The organism is Pseudomonas siliginis (assembly GCF_024072275.1).
GTDB classification, from domain to species: Bacteria; Pseudomonadota; Gammaproteobacteria; order Pseudomonadales; family Pseudomonadaceae; genus Aquipseudomonas; species Aquipseudomonas siliginis.
On sequence record NZ_CP099598.1, the window covers coordinates 1,910,319 to 1,929,714 of the forward strand.

25 protein-coding genes are annotated in these 19,396 nt (G+C 60.6%); 24 read left to right on the forward strand and 1 reads right to left on the reverse strand.

Annotation, left to right across the window (positions count from 1 at the left end; all coding sequences use genetic code 11):
* Position 1: 1 nt before the first annotated feature.
* The 24 genes from NF676_RS09050 to NF676_RS09170 all read left to right on the forward strand — a co-directional run bounded on the left by NF676_RS09050 (position 2) and on the right by NF676_RS09170 (position 18,811).
* Positions 2 to 208, forward strand: a complete 207-nt coding sequence (locus tag NF676_RS09050; protein WP_008087653.1) for a phage head-tail joining protein — start codon at positions 2 to 4, stop codon at positions 206 to 208.
* Positions 208 to 1,689: a phage portal protein gene (locus NF676_RS09055; RefSeq protein ID WP_252887564.1), complete on the forward strand. Its 1,482-nt coding sequence runs from the start codon at positions 208 to 210 to the stop codon at positions 1,687 to 1,689. Before NF676_RS09050 ends, NF676_RS09055 begins: the two co-directional genes overlap by 1 nt.
* Positions 1,686 to 2,840, forward strand: coding sequence for a head maturation protease, ClpP-related (locus tag NF676_RS09060; RefSeq protein ID WP_252887565.1), 1,155 nt, complete (start codon positions 1,686 to 1,688; stop codon positions 2,838 to 2,840). The genes NF676_RS09055 and NF676_RS09060 overlap by 4 nt, the downstream gene beginning before the upstream one ends.
* Complete coding sequence (locus NF676_RS09065) at positions 2,837 to 3,181, forward strand: head decoration protein (protein WP_137215300.1); 345 nt, start codon at positions 2,837 to 2,839, stop codon at positions 3,179 to 3,181. The genes NF676_RS09060 and NF676_RS09065 overlap by 4 nt, the downstream gene beginning before the upstream one ends.
* Before the next feature lie 63 nt (positions 3,182 to 3,244).
* A complete protein-coding gene (locus tag NF676_RS09070) occupies positions 3,245 to 4,240 on the forward strand; it encodes a major capsid protein (protein WP_252887566.1) in 996 nt (331 codons plus the stop codon).
* A gap of 2 nt (positions 4,241 to 4,242) precedes the next feature.
* Positions 4,243 to 4,563, forward strand: a complete 321-nt coding sequence (locus NF676_RS09075; protein WP_186622938.1) for a head-tail joining protein — start codon at positions 4,243 to 4,245, stop codon at positions 4,561 to 4,563.
* Complete coding sequence (locus tag NF676_RS09080; protein WP_252887567.1) at positions 4,560 to 5,225, forward strand: hypothetical protein; 666 nt, start codon at positions 4,560 to 4,562, stop codon at positions 5,223 to 5,225. The genes NF676_RS09075 and NF676_RS09080 overlap by 4 nt, the downstream gene beginning before the upstream one ends.
* Positions 5,218 to 5,730, forward strand: coding sequence for a hypothetical protein (locus tag NF676_RS09085; protein WP_252887568.1), 513 nt, complete (start codon positions 5,218 to 5,220; stop codon positions 5,728 to 5,730). The genes NF676_RS09080 and NF676_RS09085 overlap by 8 nt, the downstream gene beginning before the upstream one ends.
* Complete coding sequence (locus tag NF676_RS09090; protein WP_252887569.1) at positions 5,727 to 6,293, forward strand: phage baseplate assembly protein V; 567 nt, start codon at positions 5,727 to 5,729, stop codon at positions 6,291 to 6,293. The genes NF676_RS09085 and NF676_RS09090 overlap by 4 nt, the downstream gene beginning before the upstream one ends.
* A 54-nt stretch (positions 6,294 to 6,347) precedes the next feature.
* Complete coding sequence (locus NF676_RS09095; protein WP_252887570.1) at positions 6,348 to 6,596, forward strand: hypothetical protein; 249 nt, start codon at positions 6,348 to 6,350, stop codon at positions 6,594 to 6,596.
* A 5-nt stretch (positions 6,597 to 6,601) separates the two neighbouring features.
* A complete protein-coding gene (locus NF676_RS09100) occupies positions 6,602 to 6,928 on the forward strand; it encodes a GPW/gp25 family protein (protein WP_252887571.1) in 327 nt (108 codons plus the stop codon).
* Positions 6,925 to 7,806, forward strand: a complete 882-nt coding sequence (locus tag NF676_RS09105; protein WP_252887572.1) for a baseplate assembly protein — start codon at positions 6,925 to 6,927, stop codon at positions 7,804 to 7,806. The genes NF676_RS09100 and NF676_RS09105 overlap by 4 nt, the downstream gene beginning before the upstream one ends.
* 1 nt (position 7,807) lies before the next feature.
* Positions 7,808 to 8,416, forward strand: coding sequence for a phage tail protein I (locus tag NF676_RS09110; RefSeq protein ID WP_252887573.1), 609 nt, complete (start codon positions 7,808 to 7,810; stop codon positions 8,414 to 8,416).
* Complete coding sequence (locus tag NF676_RS09115) at positions 8,409 to 9,929, forward strand: phage tail protein (protein ID WP_252887574.1); 1,521 nt, start codon at positions 8,409 to 8,411, stop codon at positions 9,927 to 9,929. The genes NF676_RS09110 and NF676_RS09115 overlap by 8 nt, the downstream gene beginning before the upstream one ends.
* A gap of 9 nt (positions 9,930 to 9,938) precedes the next feature.
* On the forward strand, positions 9,939 to 10,364 hold the full coding sequence (locus NF676_RS09120) for a phage tail assembly chaperone (RefSeq protein WP_252887575.1): 426 nt from the start codon (positions 9,939 to 9,941) through the stop codon (positions 10,362 to 10,364).
* Between the two features lie 102 nt (positions 10,365 to 10,466).
* A complete protein-coding gene (locus NF676_RS09125) occupies positions 10,467 to 11,633 on the forward strand; it encodes a phage tail sheath subtilisin-like domain-containing protein (RefSeq protein ID WP_252887576.1) in 1,167 nt (388 codons plus the stop codon).
* Positions 11,634 to 11,646: 13 nt separating this feature from the next.
* On the forward strand, positions 11,647 to 12,150 hold the full coding sequence (locus NF676_RS09130) for a phage major tail tube protein (protein ID WP_073473004.1): 504 nt from the start codon (positions 11,647 to 11,649) through the stop codon (positions 12,148 to 12,150).
* A 13-nt stretch (positions 12,151 to 12,163) separates the two neighbouring features.
* Entirely contained in the window at positions 12,164 to 12,763 is a 600-nt protein-coding gene (locus NF676_RS27625) for a phage tail assembly protein (protein ID WP_353956310.1), read from the forward strand.
* Between the two features lie 150 nt (positions 12,764 to 12,913).
* Positions 12,914 to 15,490 (forward strand): phage tail tape measure protein, encoded by a 2,577-nt coding sequence (locus tag NF676_RS09145; protein ID WP_252887577.1) that lies wholly within the window; start codon positions 12,914 to 12,916, stop codon positions 15,488 to 15,490.
* A gap of 9 nt (positions 15,491 to 15,499) precedes the next feature.
* A complete protein-coding gene (locus NF676_RS09150) occupies positions 15,500 to 16,345 on the forward strand; it encodes a phage tail protein (protein WP_064364597.1) in 846 nt (281 codons plus the stop codon).
* Positions 16,320 to 16,526 (forward strand): tail protein X, encoded by a 207-nt coding sequence (locus NF676_RS09155; protein ID WP_123377010.1) that lies wholly within the window; start codon positions 16,320 to 16,322, stop codon positions 16,524 to 16,526. The genes NF676_RS09150 and NF676_RS09155 overlap by 26 nt, the downstream gene beginning before the upstream one ends.
* A gap of 98 nt (positions 16,527 to 16,624) precedes the next feature.
* Entirely contained in the window at positions 16,625 to 17,674 is a 1,050-nt protein-coding gene (locus tag NF676_RS09160) for a phage late control D family protein (protein WP_252887578.1), read from the forward strand.
* A 49-nt stretch (positions 17,675 to 17,723) separates the two neighbouring features.
* A complete protein-coding gene (locus NF676_RS09165; RefSeq protein ID WP_252887579.1) occupies positions 17,724 to 18,287 on the forward strand; it encodes a glycoside hydrolase family 19 protein in 564 nt (187 codons plus the stop codon).
* The gene (locus NF676_RS09170) at positions 18,269 to 18,811 is read left to right on the forward strand and encodes a lysis system spanin subunit (RefSeq protein WP_252887580.1); all 543 of its coding nucleotides are present in this window, start codon (positions 18,269 to 18,271) and stop codon (positions 18,809 to 18,811) included. The genes NF676_RS09165 and NF676_RS09170 overlap by 19 nt, the downstream gene beginning before the upstream one ends.
* 49 nt (positions 18,812 to 18,860) lie before the next feature.
* Here NF676_RS09170 and NF676_RS09175 read toward each other — a convergent pair whose 3' ends face one another.
* Positions 18,861 to 19,196: a GrlR family regulatory protein gene (locus NF676_RS09175; RefSeq protein WP_252887581.1), complete on the reverse strand. Its 336-nt coding sequence runs from the start codon at positions 19,194 to 19,196 to the stop codon at positions 18,861 to 18,863.
* Positions 19,197 to 19,396: the final 200 nt, after the last annotated feature.

Sequence of the window (19,396 nt, forward strand, 5' to 3'; positions counted from 1 at the left end):
TATGTCCTTTACAAAAAAGCACCTCGACGCGGTTGAGGCGGCCATTGCTCGCGGTGAGAAAACTGTGCGCTACACCGACCGCACCGTGGAATACCGCACGGTCGATGAACTGCTCAAGGCGCGTGAAGAAATACGCTCGTCACTTGCCAGCGCTGCCGGGCCACGTTCGCGCGTGGTCCGGCTTTACCATGCAGGGAAGGGGGTCTGATGGCCCGACATTTTCCAACGTTGACCCGAAACGGATTTGTCCTGCCGTCCAACATCAAGGCCAGCTACGAAGGCGCTGGGGAAGGGCGCCGCTCCACCGGCTGGGACGCTCCCGACAACGGGATCAACAGCATCAACACTCCTGCCCTGCGCAATCTGCGGTCGCGCTCGCGGGCGGCGGTTCGCAATGACCCGTATGCCTTCAATGTCATCGACAAGCGCGTCAGCAACCTGATCGGCACGGGCATCACCCCTCGACCCACAACCGACGACGATGCTTTGCGCAAGCTTTTGCAGGAGCTGTGGGGGGATTGGGTCGATGAGTCGGATGCGGATGATCGCACCGACTTCTACGGCCAGCAGGCGCTGGTGGCGCGCACTGTGGAAACATCGGGCGAATGCTTTGTCCGGTTGCGTCCACGCGGTCTGGATGAAGGCTTAGCAGTTCCGCTGCAGCTGCAGATCCTCGCACCGGAATTCGTACCGCACGACAAATTCGAGACCACCAAAAACGGCAACGTCATCCGCGCTGGCATCGAATTCACCCCCGGCGGCAAGCGGGTGGCGTACTGGATGTACCTGTCGCATCCGCGCGATGCAGCCTCGCTGAACGCCGGCTACAACCAGCTGGTCCGCGTGCCGGCTACTCAGGTGCTGCACATCTTCGAACCGGTCGAGCCTGGCCAGTTGCGCGGCGTGCCGCGATTGTCGCCGGTGCTCAAGCGCCTGCGAAGTCTGGACAACTACGACGACGCGGTGCTGTTTCGTCAGGAAGTGGCCAACCTGTTCGCCGGTTTCATCAAGCGCCCGGCGCAGGACTCGGGACCACTTCCCAGGGATCCGGTGACCGGTCAGCCGCTCGATCTGGACCGCGATGGCTTCACGCCGATGGTTGCGCTCGAACCCGGCACCATGCAGGAACTGGGGGCAGGTGAGGAGGTTGAGTTTTCTAAACCGCCAGACGCCGGCAACAACTACCCGGACTTCATGCGGCAGCAACTGATGGCTGCTGCAGCGGGGTCGGGTACGCCTTACGAGATCCTCACCGGCGACATGCGGGGGATTAACGACCGAGCACTTCGGGTGGTGCTCAACGAATTTAGGCGCCGTCTGGAACAACTGCAATTCAGCGTGTACGTCCATCAACTTTGCCGTCCTGTACGGGCGGCGTGGATGGACATGGCGGTGCTTTCTGGCGTTCTGGTGCTGGACGATTACGCACAGAAACGCCGCCAGTACCTGCGCACTCGCTGGGTGCCTCAGGGCTGGGCCTATATCCAGCCAGTGCAGGACGTGCAGGCACGCCGTATGGAAGTACAAGCCGGATTTTCTTCCCGCAGCGAGATGGTCCTGCGCACCGGTTACGACGCCGAAACGGTCGATCTGGAAAACGCCGCCGATCTGGCACGGGCCTCAAAACTGGGCCTCAACTACAACACCCTTGATGCCGTCGAAGACACCGACGACAAGGAGCAACCATGAGCAAACAAGCGCGACCGCGCATTTACAACCGCGCGGGCAAGCGTGTCGAGGTTCAGGACAAGACCTGGTACGCCCTGCAGGCCAGCGGAGAGGCCACCGAGCGAGTGATCGAGGTTTTCGTCTATGGCGAGATCGGCGCGTGGGGCATCACTGCCAATCAGTTCGTGCAGGATCTGCGCGCCATGGATGATGGTGTGTCGCCGGTGGTGGCCGCGTTCAACAGTATCGGTGGCGACCTGTTCGACGGACTGGCCATGCACAACGCGCTGTCGCGTCTGGGCGAGCGTTGCACCGGACGTATCGATGCGCTTGCTGCCAGTGCCGCGAGTGTCGCCGTGTGCGGTGCACACCGCGTAGTCATCGCGGCGAACGCCATGTTGATGATTCACAACCCATACACCTATGCAGGCGGTGGCGCTGAGGACTTCCGCCGGGTCGCTGATGTACTGGATCAAACCTTGGAGGCGATCATCGCGGCCTATAAGGCCAAGGCGCCGGACATCGATGACGCCGAGCTGCGGCGAATGGTTGATGCTGAAACCTGGCTGACTGCCAACGAAGCGGTGGCTCTTGGTCTTGCAGACGAAGTCGGCGACGGCATCAAGGTCAAAGCATGCCTCGGTCAAGGCGCGGTGTTGCAACGGTTCCAGCACGCTCCGGTTGAGTTGGTGGCGCAGCTCGACGAGCCACCTGAACCGGATCCCGAACTTGAACCTGTCGATCCTCCCCTGGTACCGCCTGTAGTCGACTCGGCAAAGTTGGCACTGATGATTACTCAGCGCTGCACGGCGGCGGGCATCAGCAATCTGGTCGAGCCACTGCTCAATTCTACCCAGCTCGAAAGCGAGGAAATCGTGCTCGCCGGCTTGGCTCGCGCCAAGGCGGTGAACGACCTCTGCGTCGCCGCGCGTCTGCCGGAATTCAGCGCCGAGTATGTCGCGGCCGGTCTGGATGCGGCGGCGGTTCGGGCGCGTCTGTTCGACAAGATTGTCACCAGCGGCAAAGGCTTTGAAATCGACAACAGTCTGCCGCTGACGGATGACCCAGCGCCCAAGGTGCTGGCCAAACAACCTGACCCCAACTCGATTTGGGCTGCTCGGCAAGCGGCCCAAACAGGAACCGCGCGAGGCGCGAAAGGAGCACGAGCATGACCATCAAACAGGAACCGATGCACGCAGGTGAATTCCTGCTGTCCGAGGGCGCCGGCACCATCTCGCGCGAAGCGATCAATGTCGCGGCGGGTCCAGCATTGTGGCCGGGCCAAATTCTCGGGCTGGTGACCGCCACCGGCGAATTCGCACCGTACGAACCGACGGCAGAGGACGGCACCGAAAACGCTGTCGCCATTCTGTACGGTCCGCTCGGTGAATCCGACGTGGTGCGTCGCGGTCGCGCCGTGGTGCGGCTGGCCGAGGTCAGCGAAGCGCACTTGACCGGCCTCGATCTAGCCGCTGAGAAAGCCTTGGCCGCACATTCGCTGATCGTCCGCTAAAACATTTCCCTCTTTAATTTGCATCCCGCCGCGTGCGGGATTTTTCGTTTCTGGAGAGTACCCATGGCCGATATCGCCATTTTTGAAGACGAAGCGTTTACCGTTACCTCGCTGACCGCTGCACTCAATGATCAACCCTACCTGCCGGGCCGCATCAGCGCCCTGGGCCTGTTCCGCGAGGAAGGCATTACCACCCTGACCGTGCAGATTGAAAAGGACGGTGACACCCTGGCACTGGTGCCGGCCGGTGAGCGCGGTGGTTCAGGCTTGGTAGTTGCGGCCAGCAAGCGCAACCTGATCCCGTTCAACACCGTGCACCTGCCGGAGCGTTTCACCATCAAGGCGGATGAGATCCAAGGCATCCGCGCCTTCGGCACTCGCACCGAGCTGCAGGCGGTGCAGGACGTGGTCAATGCGCGTCTGGCTAAGGCGCGTCGACAGTTGGACGCCACGCATGAGTTCCAGCGCATGGGCGCACTCAACGGCCAGATCCTCGACGCTGATGGCTCGACGGTTCTGCTGGATTTGTATGAGCGCTTCGGTGTGCAGCGTCAGAAGTTGCCCATGGGGCTGGCTGATGCCGGTACCGAGCTGCGGGTCAAGTGCGGCGAGGCGCTGGACATGCAGGAGGATGCGCTGGGCAGCGTGACCAGTACCGGCTCGCGCGCTTTCTGCGGCAAGAACTTCTGGAACAAGCTGATTGTTCACAAGTCGGTCAAAGAGACCTACCTCAACAGTCAGCAAGCGGCAGCACTGCGTGGTGACGCCCGGGAAAGCTTCGAGTTCGGCGGCATCATCTGGGAGCGTTACCGTGGCAAGGTCGCCGGCGTGTCTTTTGTCCATGACGATAAGGCGCTTCTGGTTCCGGAAGGCGTGCCCGATCTGTACATCTCCGTGTTTGCACCGGCCGACTACATGGAAACGGTCAACACCCAGGGCATCCCGTACTACAGCATGATTGAACCGCTGCCCTTCAACAAAGGCATGGCCGGTGAAGCCCAGTCCAACCCGCTGCATCTGTGCACGCGACCGCGTGCACAAGTCCTGCTGGAACTCTGATCGTGGGCTTTCGCGATCTGATCGCCGAGGTCGACGCGGTGGTGTTCGAAACGCTGGGCGATACCGCGCGGATCGAAGGTCGCGAAGAGCCGGTGTTCGGCATGTTCGCTGCACCCTGGCTGCAACCCAAGTTCGGCAAGCTCAACACCGGGTTGCGCGAGCCACGCTTCGAGATCCGTGTCAGCGATTCGCAAGGTCTGGAGCAGGGCATGCTGGTCAGCGTCGATTTGCCTGCCTTGGATGGTGGAGGTGACTACGACCTGATTCAGCTCGAACCGAGCGGTGACGGCCTGGTCGCTCTGATTCTGAGGTTGCGCCCATGAGTGTCGGCAGCTATTTCAAACCCTCGGCGGGGGGCGGGATGATCTCCATCCAGTCCTCGGCCGCAGACTTTCAGGCATTCCAGGACTTTGCGAAGGTGGTACCGAAAGCGGCTGCGGCAGCCCATCGGCGCGCGATCAACAAGACGTTGGGCTGGTTGCGCACGCACATCGCCCGAGCGGTCAGTCGTTCAGAACGCATCGCTGTTGCGGCGGTGCGTCAGCGGTTGCGCAGCTATCCAGTTTCCGGCGGGGCTGCGAGCGGCAAATTGTGGTTCGGTTTGAATGCCATCGAGTCCAGCCGGATCGGCCGGGCGCGGCAAAGCGGCAGCGGCGTGTCAGTAGCGGGGCGGCGTTACCAAGGGGCTTTCCTCAAGAAGGTCTACGGCAACAAGCCCGACATCTGGATTCGCACAGCCTCCAAGCATTTCAACGCGGACGACTACCCCGACAGCACCGTGTCACCTGGTCGCGGGCCGAGTTCGGGTTGGGTCGCCGAAAACGGCAGTCGTTTTCCGCTGGCCAAGGCCAAGGTGTCGCTGGAGCAAGCCCGACCGCATTTCGACAGCTGGGTCAAAAAGGCAGATGAGCGTCTGCTGGAGATTCTCAATCAAGAACTCAACTTTGAGCTGCAGAAATACCTTAAGAGGATCGGCAATGTCTGAAGAACCGTTCAGTCTGGACCAGTTTTATCGGGCGGTAGAACAGTATCTGCGTACCCACTTGCCTGGCGTGCAAACCGTCACAGCCTGGCCAGACATTAAGGATCGCGTGTTGCTGCCAGCGGTGTTTCTGGAGGTGGCCGAGATCGAGCCGGGTACCGATATCGGCACCGGCGAAACCTCGCTGGTCTGTAAGTTCGAGGCTCGGATCATTGTTGACCCGATCAAGCCGCACCATCATCAACAGGCCGTGCACTTGGCGACGCAGTTGGCGGTGCTGCTGCGTTCGCAGACGTGGGGGTTGGCAGTTGAGCCCGCCGAGTTTGTGCAATCGCTGCAGGACTGGACCCAGCCGCACCTGGATGGATACACGGTGTGGCTGGTGGAGTGGACTCAGCAGGTTTATCTCGGCCTTGAGGAATGGCCGTGGCGGGACGAACCGCCGGGGACGTTGGTGTTGGACGTTGATCCGGGTGACGGGCCATTCAAGCCCGAGGATCTGCCATGAGTTATGCCAGCGCCCAGCATGACCGGATGATCGCGGGGACGGTAAAGGCTTGCTACGTGGTCGCGGTGGATCTCTCCGCTTCGCCGCCGGTATGTCGCGTGTCGGATGGCAGTGAATGGGTCAGCGCTTGGGTGCGGTGGCACAGCATCGCAGCGGGCAAAGCCAGGCACTGGCGGGCGCCGTCTTTGGGGGAGCAGGGCAGTTTGATCAGTCCCAGCGGTGACGTGTCACAAGGCACGTTTGTCCCGGGCCTGTATGGCAATGCCGGACCGCCGCCGGATAATCGCGACCATGTCGAGGTCTGGCGTTTTGATGATGGCGGCTCGCTGATCTACGACTGGCAGGCCAAGAGCTACAGCATCACGCTCCCGAGCGGCACAGTCACCATCAAGGTGGCCAGCACGGAAGCGGTTGTAACCGATAGCGCCGTGAACGTGACCACCGGCAACATCAATCTGAAAGCGGCGGTGGTGATCGATGGCGCTTTGCATGTCACCAAGGGCATCACCAGCGCCGGCGCAATCATTGATGCCACCGGCAACAGCAATCACCACACTCATTAATTTCAACTCACCAAAGCCCGCCCAGTGCGGGCTTTTTCATGCCTGGAGAACCACATGGCCAAGATCGATACGACCTCAACCGAGGCGCAAACGTCCTCGGAACCGGCATTTTCATCCTCAACTTACTCATCGCCTGAGTCCTTGAAATTCCGCGACAAGCTCTACACGTCGCGACTGGTGATCGTGCCCGGTACCGACCGATCCTATCCGGTGGAGAAGGCGACGGTCGTGGTGCCGGCCTCCGACATCGAGGCGGTCAAGTTCCTGAAAGCCAGCGAAGAATACGAGCCGTTCAAGGAGTGACATCGATGATCGGAATGGATCGCCACACCGGCCTACCCATATCCGGCATCGAGCATCTGCGGCAATCCATTGCCGACATCTTGAGCACGCCGCTGGGCAGTCGCCGGCACCGTATGGAATACGGCAGCAAGCTACGGCGGTTTGTCGATTTGCCCGTTAACGAGGGCTGGAAAAGCGCCGTACAGGCTGAGGTCGCCCGCGCTTTGGGGCGCTGGGAGCCACGTTTGAAACTCGACCAGGTGCGTGTCCTCTCCGTCATTGGTGGGCAAATCAATCTGCAAATCGTCGGGAAGTACCTGGGCGACGGCGTCACGTTGGAGGTGGCCGCATGAGTACCGTTGATCTGTCGTCGTTGCCGGCGCCGACCGTGTTGGAGCCTTTGGACTTTGAAGAGGTTTATCAGGACGGATTGAGCGTGTTTCGCGGGTACATGGGTGGCAACTGGACGGCCGCGCTGGAAAGCGATCCAGTGGTCAAAGTGCTTGAGGTCGGGGCTTACAACAAGGTCGGCAACCGCGCTCGGGTCAATGACGCCGGCAAGGCGCTATTGCTGGCGCACGCCATTCGCGGCGACCTCGATCACTTGGGGGCCAACGTCAATCTGCAGCGCCTAGTCATTCAGGCCGAGGATCTGCTGGCGGTGCCGCCGGTGCCCAAGGTCATGGAAGACGACGACCCGTTTCGCGAGCGCATCCAGTTGGCCTATGAGGGCTTGACCACGGCCGGCCCGCGTAACAGCTACATCCTGCACGCGCGTAATGCCTCGGGGTTGGTGGCAGATGCCACGGCTGAAAGCCCGGCGCCTTGCTACGTTACGGTAACGGTGCTGGGGTTTGATGGGGAGGGTGAAGCGCCGCCGGAGCTGCTGGCGACGGTGGCCGCTGCGCTGAATGACGATGACGTGCGCCCGGTTGGTGATCGGGTGACCGTGCAGAGCGCGCAGGTGATCCGCTACGAGATTGTTGCCATCTTGCACATGGCCGGCGCCGGCCCGGAAGCGGATGCCAGTTTGGCCGAAGCGAAAAGCCGATTGGCCAGTTGGATCAATCCACGCAAGCGGCTGGGCGTCGAGGTCGCACGCTCTGCTGTTGACGCTCAGTTGCACGTTGCCGGCGTTGCCCGGGTTGAGTTGGTCGGTTGGCAGGACTTGGCCCCGACCAAGGCGCAAGCGGCGTTCTGTACGCGCTACAGCGTGAGGCTGGCGGGCTGATATGAAAAGTCTACTGCCGCTCAACAGCACGCAACTGGAACGGGCCATGGAGGCCGCGTTTTTCGAAAAGACGATTGTCCCACTGCGCGACCTCTACAACTCCGACACCTGCCCGGTGCACCTGCTGCCGCATCTGGCGTGGGCGTGGTCGGTCGATCGCTGGGACTACCGATGGTCTGAGGCGACCAAGCGCGCGGCCATCAAGGCGTCTTTCTACATCCACAAACACAAGGGCACCATCGGCGCTTTGCGCCGGGTAGTCGAGCCGCTTGGCTACCTGATCGAGATTGTCGAGTGGTTCCAGACCGTGCCGGAAGGCGTGCCGGGCACCTTCGCGCTGAAGGTCGGGGTGCTGGATACCGGCATCACGGAAGAAATGTATCAGGAGCTTGAGCGCCTGATCGACGATGCCAAACCCGTCACCCGGCAACTGACCGGGCTGGCGATCAGCCTGGAAACTCAAGGCGATTTGAATATCGCCGTGGCCCTTTACGAAGGCGACGAAATCGACGTTTACCCGCCCGTTATGCGTGACATCGAGGTCACTGGCAGCTTTGGCGTGGTCGGCCGCGAACACACCATTGATACCCTGGACGTTTATTATGATTGATGCGAATTCGCAGTTTTTCGCGATCCTCACGAATGTGGGGATGGCCAAGCAGGCGAACGCCGACGCGCTCGGCATTCCCTGGTTGATTACACAAATGGGCGTGGGTGATGCCAACCCGAACGGGCTGGCAGATCCGCCCAATCCGGTCCCATCGGCCAGCCAAACCAAACTGATCAACGAGTGGCGTCGCAAGCCGCTTAACCAGCTGAAGATCGACCCGGTCAACCCAGCGGTGATCATCGCCGAGCAGATCATCCCGGCCGATGAGGGTGGTAAGTGGATCCGCGAAATCGGCCTCTATGATGCGGACGGCGATCTGGTGGCGGTGGCCAACTGTGCGCCAAGCTTCAAGCCGCTGCTGTCGCAAGGCTCGGGCCGCACGCAAATCGTGCGGATGAACTTCATTGTCACCAGCACCGGCAACATTCAGCTCAAGATTGACCCGTCGGTGGTTCTGGCGACGCGTGAGTATGTCGACGCAAAGATTCTGGAAGAGCTGTACAAACTCGACAGCAAGCAGTCGGTGCGTGTCGCGACAACGGCCAACATTGCGCTGACCGGGCTTCAGTCCATTGACGGTGTGGCACTGGCTGTCGGTGACCGGGTACTGGTGAAAAACCAGAACGCCGCCAAGGACAATGGCATTTGGGTGGCGGCGGCGGCCGGTTGGTCGCGTGCGGCAGATGCAGACTCGAATACAGAGGTAACCTCGGCGCTGTTGGTATCGGTCGAGCAGGGCGCAACATTGGCCGACACGCGCTGGCAGTTGATCACCGACGGGGCGATTGTGCTGGGCACCACGGCGCTAGTGTTTCAGAACGTCACGCAAGGCTTTGCGCCCATCAATTCGCCGGCGCTGATTAATCCTACGGCGAATACGCCGGCCCAGTTTGATAGCTCCCTGAAGCTCGCTACGACCGAGTTTGTGCGTCGGGCGTCGGGCAGTCTGGCCGGATACGTTGCTTACTCGGCAAGCACGATTTTGACGGCTGCGGATGCGGGTAAGTACATCTATGCAAACGGGGTGAACATTACCCTTACGCTGCCCGATCTGACGTTACTGCCTGCTGGGACAAAGTTTTATATTCAGGCATCAGCGGGCAGCTGGAAGATTACGGTGGCGTCCGTCAACGGCAACTTTTCCGGGCCTAATGGCGCCCCGGCTGGGTTTTCCACTCTCGTGCTTAGCGAGGGTGTTGCGTCAGAGTTCGTTTCTTCGGGAACAGGTTGGATCGCAGTCGGTGGCACAGGCCTGTCAGCTCTTGCGGCTAACGGCTATCAGAAGCTGCCGGGCGGTCTGATTATTCAATGGGGTTCCGCGATGGCAGCGGCGGCTGATTACTTGGTCACCTTTCCGATCGCCTTCCCGGTTGGGCCGATGTCGCTGGTCTTTGGGCAGAATGAGGGAAGTGTCAGCTTCCATAACAACTACCTGACGGCAACCGGGTTCAAGTATCGAAACGCCGCGGCAACGTACCCTGATCAATTTACTTGGATCGCCGTCGGCTACTAGGGAGGCCTTATGTTTGCTTCGAAATCTACAGGCGGGTTTTACGACTCAGCTATTCACGTATCAATGCCCGGGGATGTGGTGGAAATCACCGCCGAAGCGCATGCCGCGCTTATGGCCGGGCAGGGTCAGGGAAAAGTCATCGGCTGGGGTGACGATGGCTATCCTTTGCTCATCGATCCGCCCGTGCCATCTTCTGAGTATTTCGCGGAAGTTGAACGGTCATGGCGCGACGTGCAGCTGGCCGCTACTGACGGCGTTGTCGCTCGCCACCGGGACGAGCTGGAGGCGAGCGTGGAAACGACTTTATTTCCCGATCAATACACCGAACTTCAGGTGTACCGCCGCGCCTTGCGCAATTGGCCGGAGGCGGGGGAGTTCCCGCTAGTCGACCATCGCCCGATCGCGCCGCCTTGGCTCATAGAGCAAACCCAATAAACGCCCCGCACTGACGGGGCGTTTCGTTTCCGTATCGCGTAACACCAACACCCTCACAGCCTCGCTTATGCGGGGCTTTTTCGTTTCTGGAGACTGACCCTTATGAGTTTTTTCCACGGCGTCACGACCACCTCGGTCGACACTGGCGCGCGCACCATCTCGCTGCCGTCGTCGTCGATTATCGGTCTGTGTGACACCTTCACCCCGGGTGTCCTCGGCGGCGGTACGGCCAAGGCGGGCGAGCTGAAGTTGATCACCACCGAGCGCGAAGCCATTGCCGCCTTCGGCGCCGACTCGGCGATCACCAAGGCCTGTCAGGCCATCTACGTCAAAGCCAAGGCGGTGATCGTCGCCATCGGTGTAGCCAAGCTGGAAGACCCTGCGCTGCAAACCTCGGCGATCATCGGCGGCGTGCTGGAGTCGGGGCAGCGTACTGGCCTACAGGCGCTGCTCGACGGCAAAAGCTTGTTCAACGCCCAGCCGCGATTGCTGATCGCCCCGGGCCACACCGCGACTCAGGCGGTGGCCACGGCCATCGACAGCGTGGCGCAGAAGCTGCGTGCCATCGGCATCATCGACGGGCCGGGTACGACCGACGAGGCTGCTATTGCCTACGCCGAGAACTTCGGCAGTCGCAACCTGTTCATGGTCGACCCGGGTGTGAAGTACTGGGACACCGTCACCAGCTCGACGGTCGATGCACCCGGCTCGGCTTGGGCGGCAGGCCTGTTTGCGTGGACGGATGCTGAATACGGTTTCTGGGCTTCGCCTTCGAACAAGGAGTTGACCGGCATCACCGGCACCGGCCGCGCGGTCGAGTACCTGGACGGCGACGAAACCTGCCGGGCCAACCTGCTCAACAACGCCAATATCACCACGATCATTCGCGACGACGGTTATCGCCTGTGGGGTAACCGCACGCTGTCGAGCGATCCGAAGTGGGCGTTCGTTACCCGCGTTCGCACGCTGTTCATCCTCATGGACGCGGTGCAGGCCGGGCACAAGTGGGCGGTTGACCGCTCGATCACCAAGACATACGTGACGGATGTCACCAACGGTCTGGATGCATTCATGCGCGACCTAAAAGCGCAGGGCGCGATCATCAACTTTGAAGTGTTCCCCGACACCGAACGGAACACGGCCAGCCAGATCGCCCAGGGCAAGGTGTATTGGCGCATCCGTTTCACCGACGTGCCGCCTGCAGAAAACCCGAATTTCCTTTTTGAAGTCACCGATCAGTGGATGACTGAAGTGCTTGAAGCAGCCTAAGGGGGCGTAACCAATGATTCCTCAGACTTTGTACAACACCAACCTGTTCGTCGACGGCGTGAACTTCTCCGGCGACGTGCCGAGCCTGACGCTGCCCAAGCTGACCACCAAGACCGACGAGTACCGTGGGGGCGGCATGGCCGGTCCCATCGAGATGGATCAGGGACTGGAAAAAATGGAAGCCTCGTTTGTCACCAAGGGCGTGCGCCGCGAGTCGCTCAAATACTTCGGCCTGGCTGACGGCACCGCGTTCAACGCCACGTTCCGTGGTGCCTTCAAGGGCCAGAAGGGAGCGGTAACGGCAGTCGTTGCCACCCTGCGCGGTCGGCTCAAAGAGGTCGATCTGGGTGACTGGAAAGCCGGCGATGCGGCCGAGATCAAACACGCCGTTGCGGTCACGTACTACAAGCTCGAAATCGACGGGCGCCTGATGTACGAGATCGACATGGTCGCCGGTATTCAGGTGATCGACGGCAAAGACCAACTGCTTGAAGTGCGCCAGGCACTTGGCCTGTAAGGAATAGATCCAGATGACTCAAGCAATTGCTAAAAACCTGCCGGCCTGGCTTTCGCTCAGTGCAGTCGGTGCCGTCGTAACGCTGACCCGCCCAAGCCAAGCCAATAGCATCGACGTCGAGACGTTGAACCTGCGTAACCCGACCGTGCGTGAAGTGCGCGCGGCTGATCGTGCTGCCAACGGCGATGATGAACAGCGCGAACTGATGCTGTTCGCAGGTCTCGCCGAGGTCGGACTGAAGGATCTGGAAGGCCTCAAGCTGACGGATTATCGCCGCGTGCAGACGGCGTATTCGCACCTGGTACCGAAAACCGATTATTCGGACTCGATGCCGGCATGGTTGTCGCTGACCACCGATCAAGTGCTGGTAACGCTGTCGTGTCCGAGTGAAATCAACGGCGTGACCGTCGACAAGCTGGCCTTGCGTTCGCCGACCGTGGGCGACGTGCGGGCGGCCAACCGTGAGGTGGGTGGCGACGATGAGCAGCGCGAGCTGGTGTTGTTTGCTGCGTTGTCCGGTGCGCCTGTCGCTGATCTGGAGGGGCTGAAGCTGGTGGATTTTAACCGCTTGCAGGCCGGCTATTTTCGCATGGACAACGAAGACAGGCTTTAACCCCAGCGTAATCAAGTCGGCGGCGAAACGTCTGGCGGCGGAAACCGGATTTTCCGCCGCTGAGATCCAGTCGATGCCGTTCGCGGATATGGTGTGGTGGCTCACGGATTGAGCCACCTTTGGTAGTGCTGGGCACATGGGGGCCATGACATGGCAAACAAACTCGCCCTCGGGCTGGTGATCGGCGGCGCCGTCAGTTCCACGGTCGGCGCCGCGTTCAAGGACGTGACCGGGCGCATCAAGCGCCTCGAGGCAGAAGGCAATAAAGCGCGCGTGCTGCAGCGCACTATTGGCGACACCATCCGCCTGCGCGAAGAATGGAAAAAGGCTCACGACACCGGCGCTGCCGGCGCGTCCAAATTACTCAACCGTTTGAACTCGAACCTCGACAGCTTGAAAAAGCAGGGGGTCGAGGTCGGCCGGTTGGAAAAAGCCTATCGCTCGATGGGGCAGACGGCCAACAAAGCCGAGCTGAAAGCCAAGGGGCATCAGCAGATTGATTCTGGCGTAAAGGGCATGAAAGGCGCCGTCGGTGCAGCGGTGGTCGGTGTCGGTGCCATGGCGGTACCGACCAAGGTCAGCGCGGATTTTGGCGCGATTGTGCGTGACATCGCGATCAAGGCCGGCATTGCCAACAAGCCGCAAGAACAGGAGATGTCGCGCAAGATCATCGACACTTCACGCGACACCGGCATGGCGCGCAACGATGTGGCCGACGTGGTCAATCAGTTGGTCGGCGCCGGCATGGACTTGAGCAAGGCGCTGGAATACGCGCCTGTCGCGGCCAAGTTTGTCGTGGGGCAGGGATCCAGCGGTGTCGACACGGCGAAGATGATTAACGCCTTGGGGCAGAACGCCAAGATTACCGACCCCAAGCAGATGCAGCAGGCGCTGGAGGCGATCGCCTACCAAGGGCAGGCGGGCAGCTTTGAAGCGGCCGACATGGCCAAGTGGTTTCCGGAGCTGTTGGCCAACATGGCCAGCAACGGCATCACCGGCTTGGATGCGGTGACGCAACTGGGTGCCATGTTGCAGGTGCAGATGAAGCAGGCCGGCAGTTCGGATGAAGCGGCCAACAACCTGAAAAACTGGATGGGCAAAATCGGTTCGACCGATACGGTCAAGGCCTACGAAAAAGCCGGGATCGATTACAAGGGATCGATGCAGACCGGTTTGCAAAACGGTATGTCGACGCTTGAGACCAGTATGGCGCTGGCTCAGAAATACATTCAGGCGACCGATCCTAAGCGTGCGGCGGCCATGGCCGAGGCGACGTCAAAAATCAGCAAGGAAGCCAATCCCGATAAGGCCAAGGCCATGATGGCCTCGCTGGAAGAATCCTTGCGCACCGGCGACCTGTTCGCCGACATGCAGGTCAAGGCTGCACTGTCGGCCTACATGCAGAACAAGGCGCTGTACAGCCAGCTCAAAAACGATTCGCGTGACGCGACCGGGATCCTCGACAAGAATCTCGCCGAGCGGCGCGAGTCGTCATCGCAGAAATGGGCGGAAATGGCCCAGTCGATGGATGACGCCATGCGCAGCATCGGCGATGCCCTGCGCCCGGTGACGGACACCGTGGCCGAGTCGTTGACCAAGGTTACTAAAGGCATCACGTCGCTTACGGATAGCGCGCCCGGGGTGGTTGCCGGTATCGCCACGGTCGGGGCGGGGCTGATCGCCTTAAAAGGTATCTTCAACGCGATCAAGATCAGTAAGGGGCTGCTCAACCTTGCGCGTGGGTCGCGCGGTGGCGGGACTGGCCTGGATGTTGTTTCTCGGGTGAAGGAAGCGGCAACAGGCGGTGGCCTTGGTACTGCAAGTGATGCAGGTTACGACGGCGTGCAAAAGGTTTACGTCGTCAATACGGGCGCTATGGGTGGCGGTGTGGAAGCGCCGGGCGAATCACGCCGACGTGGACGTGGGTCAAGCCGCAGCGCTCGGCGCCGGACGTTGCCGAGTTCGAGAGGTCCTCGCCCGTCTGTGCCTCGTTCCCCTGTTTCGCTCCCATCGCCATCAGTCCCTTCCGTTCAAAGTGGGGCATTGTCCAAGCTCGGCGTCGTCGCAGGAACCGTCGGTAAGGTCGGTAAGTTCGGCAAGGCGGCCAAAGTCATTCCTGGCGGCACGCTGCTGGAGTCCGGCGCGATGGCTTTTGAAACCTTTCAAAACGCCAAAACCAAGGACGAAAAAGCCGAAGGTTACGGTTCGGCCGCGGGCAACCTGGCCGGCACCATGGCCGGTGCAGCAGCAGGCGCCGCCATCGGTTCGGTTGTGCCGATCATCGGCACGGCTATCGGCGGCATGATCGGTGCTTACCTGGGCAGTCAGGGCGGTGCGGCGCTGGGCGGGTCGTTGGGCAAGTCGTTGTTCGGTGGTGAGGATGAAAAGCCCGAACAAACGGCAAAGGCGCCGGTGCCAGTCACGCCGCTCATGATGGCGTCGGCGGGCCAGCAAGGTCCGGTATTGGGGGATGTCGCGCGCTCGATGGCGGTGACGGCGCCGCTCAAGTCGGCGGCGCTCGCCATTCAACCCAAGGAGCCAGAAAAACCGGTTCCGGCCAAGGTGGATCAGCAGTTTCAGTACTCGCTGAACATGCCGGTCACAGTGCAGGGCGACGTCAAGGACCCACAAGCCTTGGCGCAGGATCTGATGCCGCACATGCAGCGAATGATGGCGGATGCGGCGAAGAGTAACGCCGCCAAACTGTACGACGAACCCCACCTGTAAGGAGGTTTCATGGCTTACATGGAGCAAATGCAATCGAGCCTGAAGTATTTGGTCGAGGCAGCGGAAACCGGGCGGCGCAGTGCTGACGGCATGCTGACCCCGGTCAACGGCGCGATCCGCGAACTGACCGGCGCCGCATCCGAGCTGGAAAACATCCCGTTTGTTGGCCCGGCAATCGGCGCCAAACTTCAGCGAGTGATGCGCGGCGTCGACGCGGCTCAGGCCAAGGTCGGTCAGGTGGTAGCGGTGTACGGCCGCGCCACCCGCGCGGCGGCTGAAGTGCAGGATCGGCTGGGTACTTTGAAGGAGCAGGCGAGCAAGGCGGCCACGGCGATCAACAATGTCGCCGGCAAGGTCAGTCCGTCGCTGGCCAACATCGTGCCCACCAGTTCCTTTGCCGTGGAGGCCACGCCGGCGCCGGAGGCGGTCAAGCCATTCCCGCATCTGATGATCATTCAGCCGCGCGATCCGAAGATTGAGCCGTATTACTTCAACCTGGACACGGCGGCTTTCGACGAGCTGAGCCGTTCGACCGAATTCCGCTGGGCTTCGCAGGAGCGGCTGACGCGCCGGCCGGCGAAGCAGGCCATCGGTATGGGCGATGAAAAGTTGACGCTCAAGGGCACGATCTATCCGGGCTTCAAAGGCGGTTTAAAGCAGCTCGACACGCTGCGTTCCATTGGGGCCAGGCTGCAACCGCTGACCCTGACCACCGGCTATGGCGAGGTGATCGGGACGTGGTGCCTGAAAAACATCAACGAGGAACAGTCCGCACTGCTGCACGGCGGGATTGCTCGCAAACAGGGGTTCACTTTGGAGTTTGAGCGATATGGCGACGACATGCAGGACGTCTGACGGCGACATGCTCGATGTCATTTGCAACAACGTTTACGGCCATCTGAACGGCAGCGTCGAAGCCGTGCTCGATGCCAATCAAGGGCTGGCCGATGAACCTCAGCCGTTCCGGTCGGGCGTGATTATCGTCCTGCCGGATCTGCCCAGCCCGACCAATGAAGGCGTCAGCTTGTGGGATTGACCCGGGGAGATGCCTTCGCCGGGGCCGCGTCGCGTTACGCGTAACGACACCTTGTTTTTCTTGCCCGCCTTGTGCGGGTTTTTTATTGGAAAAAATCCATGACTCCGATGTTTCGAATCGTCGCCGATGGGGCCGACGTCACGGCCAAGATCAATGATCGGTTGTTGCAGCTGCGTACCTCTGACAAGCCGGGCATGGAGTCCGATGAGTTTGAGTTGCGTATCGACGACCGTGACGGGCAGGTGCAACTGCCACGGCGTGGCAGCACCATCGAGATCTACCTGGGTTATGCCGAAACGGCCTTGAGGCGTATGGGCAGTTACACCGTCGACACGGTCGAGGTGTCAGGGCCGCCGGATACCATCGTGATCAAGGGCAAGGCCAGCGACATGCGTGGCAGCGGCAAAACCATCCGTAGCGGAAGCTGGGAAGACGTGCCGCTGTCGAAGATCGTGGCTGACGTCGCCGCGCGCAATGGCTGGACGCCGGTGTGTCCGGTATCGACCAAGGTCGCTCGGGTCGACCAGCTCAATGAGTCCGATTTCAATTTCATCACGCGTCTGGCCAAGCAGTACGACTGCACGGCCAAGGTCGCTGACGGCAAGCTTTTGGTGATGCCGCGCCAAGGTGGTCAGACTGCCAGCGGCAAAGCATTTGGCGCTATCGCGCTGACCCGCAGTGACCTTAGCCGCTGGCAATTCAGTCTCGGTGATCGCAACTCACACAAGGCGGTGGCGACTAAGCATCAGGACAAAAAGAACGGCAAATTGGCGGTGGTCACCATCGACAACGACGATGCTCCGGACGGGCTGCCGGCAGTGCATACCGACCGCCATATCTATCCAAACAAGACGGCTGCTGAAGCGGCCGCCAAGGCCCGTCTCTCAGCGTTCAACCGCTCGACCGCCGATGTGCGGTTTGAGATGCCCGGTCGCACGGACATCTTCGCCGAGCGTCCCATCATCGCTCAAGGGTTCAAGGTAGGGCTTGATGGTGAATACCTGGCGGATTCGGTCGAGCAGGTGTTCACCCAGTCCGGCTGGTCGACCACGGTCGAATGCAATGCCGGCAAAGCCGGTAAATCCAAGGGCAAGAAAAAGAAAGGGCCAAAACCACCGCTCAAGGTGGTGAACATCGAGAAGCAATAGCCGCACCCCATCGCCGCCTGAGTGCGGTTTTTTTATGTCTGGAGTTTATATGTGCATCACTGAACAACAGCTGCAAAGCATCATGCCCAACGCCCGCCGCCAAGCGGGCGTTTTTGTATCCGCCCTTAACGCAGCCATGGCCAATCGGCAGATCAACACGCCGAAACGCCAAGCCGCGTTCCTGGCGCAAGTCGGTCACGAGTCGGGTCAGCTGCAGTACGTTCGGGAACTGGGCGGCGATCTGTACCTGAGCAAGTACGACACCGGCAACCTGGCTGCAAAACTCGGCAACACGCCGGCAGCGGATGGTGATGGCCAGCGCTATCGCGGTCGAGGCCTGATCCAGGTCACCGGTCACGACAACTACTTGCGCTGCAGCTTGGCGCTTTTCAGTGATGAGCGATTGCTGCGCACGCCTGAACTGTTGGAGCTGCCGCAGTGGGCCGCCGAGTCGGCCGCATGGTTCTGGTCAGTGAATGGGCTGAACGCGCTGGCCGATCAAAACGAATTCAACACGATCACCCGCAGGATCAACGGCGGCCTCAATGGCCTGCAGGATCGGCTGGAGTTGTGGGGGCGGGCGAGGGCGGTGCTATGCGTCTCGGCGAACTGATCCCTGTGCCGTATCGGCTGCTGGCAAAAGGCGTGCTGCTGGTCGTCTTAGTCGGTAGTTCTGCGTCCATTACCTGGCAAGTACAGGATTGGCGCTACGGCAAACAGCTCGCAGAGCAGGCCCGACTCCACACCGAAACACTTAATCAGTTGGCTCTGGCCACGGTTGCGCAGCAGCGTGCCGAGCGGGACAAACGCCTTGCGCTCGAGCAGCGCCTGGCCACCAGCGAACAAACCCATTACCGAGCCTTGAGCGATGCCCAACGTGATCAAGGTCGCCTGCGCGACCGCCTTGCCACTGCTGATCTGCGCCTGTCAGTCCTACTCGATGCCACCGCCGGCGCCGGCAACGGATCGGTGTCAGCCTCCACCGCCACCGGCGGCGTGGTTCATGGCCCCACAAGAGCCGAACTTGACCCAGCGCATGCTCAACGAATTATCGGCGTCACCGATGACGGCGACCGGGGGCTGATTGCCCTCGCGGCCTGTCAGGCATACGCAAATGAAGTTTCGCGAATGAGATGAGAGCTGACTGCAAGCCCATATGCAATGAGCTACAGCTCTCATAGAAATGTTAAAACGCGTCAGCGATTTTTCGCCCAGTCAGTTCCAAGCGGCTGCCTGGGTGGCCGGCAACGCTCCCGTTAAGAGAAACCTCGCCACTCTCATAGTTAATTTCCCCAGTGGCCTCAAGGGTGTAGTTGTCGAACCCTGTGACACTGGTCGTTCCATCCTTCCATTTGGAAACCTGAAATTGACCCGAGAACCTTCCTGAAGTTGTGGGTACGTGACCACGATACAGAAAGTTTTCATCCCCTCCGTTAACAGATCCGTCCTTGATGACGATTACGCCAGTTCCGTTGTCTGGCAGGTTGGATCTGAATTCCACTGCAAATATTCCGTTCGACATTTCTGATGCTCCTGAGTGATGGCCGTAAAAGGCTAGGACACTCATGAGAATTAGCAAGAACGAGCTAGCAACCGTTGAAATCACCGAAGTGAAAAGAGCGGTCGTGCTGGATGCGTCAACATCCAGTCCGACCGCCGTCCCTGCAGATTGTCCCTGCAAGTCCAGCCAAGGCTCTTGCTCCGTGCACAAAGCGCGGCGAG

What these genes read in the sequence shown, in the direction of transcription:
- NF676_RS09050 (WP_008087653.1), top strand. Translation starts at nt 2, where the DNA reads ATGTCCTTTACAAAAAAGCACCTCGACGCGGTTGAGGCGGCCATTGCT.
- NF676_RS09055 (WP_252887564.1), top strand. Translation starts at nt 208, where the DNA reads ATGGCCCGACATTTTCCAACGTTGACCCGAAACGGATTTGTCCTGCCG.
- NF676_RS09060 (WP_252887565.1), top strand. Translation starts at nt 1,686, where the DNA reads ATGAGCAAACAAGCGCGACCGCGCATTTACAACCGCGCGGGCAAGCGT.
- NF676_RS09065 (WP_137215300.1), top strand. Translation starts at nt 2,837, where the DNA reads ATGACCATCAAACAGGAACCGATGCACGCAGGTGAATTCCTGCTGTCC.
- NF676_RS09070 (WP_252887566.1), top strand. Translation starts at nt 3,245, where the DNA reads ATGGCCGATATCGCCATTTTTGAAGACGAAGCGTTTACCGTTACCTCG.
- NF676_RS09080 (WP_252887567.1), top strand. Translation starts at nt 4,560, where the DNA reads ATGAGTGTCGGCAGCTATTTCAAACCCTCGGCGGGGGGCGGGATGATC.
- NF676_RS09085 (WP_252887568.1), top strand. Translation starts at nt 5,218, where the DNA reads ATGTCTGAAGAACCGTTCAGTCTGGACCAGTTTTATCGGGCGGTAGAA.
- NF676_RS09090 (WP_252887569.1), top strand. Translation starts at nt 5,727, where the DNA reads ATGAGTTATGCCAGCGCCCAGCATGACCGGATGATCGCGGGGACGGTA.
- NF676_RS09095 (WP_252887570.1), top strand. Translation starts at nt 6,348, where the DNA reads ATGGCCAAGATCGATACGACCTCAACCGAGGCGCAAACGTCCTCGGAA.
- NF676_RS09100 (WP_252887571.1), top strand. Translation starts at nt 6,602, where the DNA reads ATGATCGGAATGGATCGCCACACCGGCCTACCCATATCCGGCATCGAG.
- NF676_RS09105 (WP_252887572.1), top strand. Translation starts at nt 6,925, where the DNA reads ATGAGTACCGTTGATCTGTCGTCGTTGCCGGCGCCGACCGTGTTGGAG.
- NF676_RS09110 (WP_252887573.1), top strand. Translation starts at nt 7,808, where the DNA reads ATGAAAAGTCTACTGCCGCTCAACAGCACGCAACTGGAACGGGCCATG.
- NF676_RS09115 (WP_252887574.1), top strand. Translation starts at nt 8,409, where the DNA reads ATGATTGATGCGAATTCGCAGTTTTTCGCGATCCTCACGAATGTGGGG.
- NF676_RS09120 (WP_252887575.1), top strand. Translation starts at nt 9,939, where the DNA reads ATGTTTGCTTCGAAATCTACAGGCGGGTTTTACGACTCAGCTATTCAC.
- NF676_RS09125 (WP_252887576.1), top strand. Translation starts at nt 10,467, where the DNA reads ATGAGTTTTTTCCACGGCGTCACGACCACCTCGGTCGACACTGGCGCG.
- NF676_RS09130 (WP_073473004.1), top strand. Translation starts at nt 11,647, where the DNA reads ATGATTCCTCAGACTTTGTACAACACCAACCTGTTCGTCGACGGCGTG.
- NF676_RS27625 (WP_353956310.1), top strand. Translation starts at nt 12,164, where the DNA reads ATGACTCAAGCAATTGCTAAAAACCTGCCGGCCTGGCTTTCGCTCAGT.
- NF676_RS09145 (WP_252887577.1), top strand. Translation starts at nt 12,914, where the DNA reads ATGGCAAACAAACTCGCCCTCGGGCTGGTGATCGGCGGCGCCGTCAGT.
- NF676_RS09150 (WP_064364597.1), top strand. Translation starts at nt 15,500, where the DNA reads ATGGCTTACATGGAGCAAATGCAATCGAGCCTGAAGTATTTGGTCGAG.
- NF676_RS09155 (WP_123377010.1), top strand. Translation starts at nt 16,320, where the DNA reads ATGGCGACGACATGCAGGACGTCTGACGGCGACATGCTCGATGTCATT.
- NF676_RS09160 (WP_252887578.1), top strand. Translation starts at nt 16,625, where the DNA reads ATGACTCCGATGTTTCGAATCGTCGCCGATGGGGCCGACGTCACGGCC.
- NF676_RS09165 (WP_252887579.1), top strand. Translation starts at nt 17,724, where the DNA reads ATGTGCATCACTGAACAACAGCTGCAAAGCATCATGCCCAACGCCCGC.
- NF676_RS09170 (WP_252887580.1), top strand. Translation starts at nt 18,269, where the DNA reads ATGCGTCTCGGCGAACTGATCCCTGTGCCGTATCGGCTGCTGGCAAAA.
- NF676_RS09175 (WP_252887581.1), bottom strand. Translation starts at nt 19,196, where the DNA reads ATGTCGAACGGAATATTTGCAGTGGAATTCAGATCCAACCTGCCAGAC.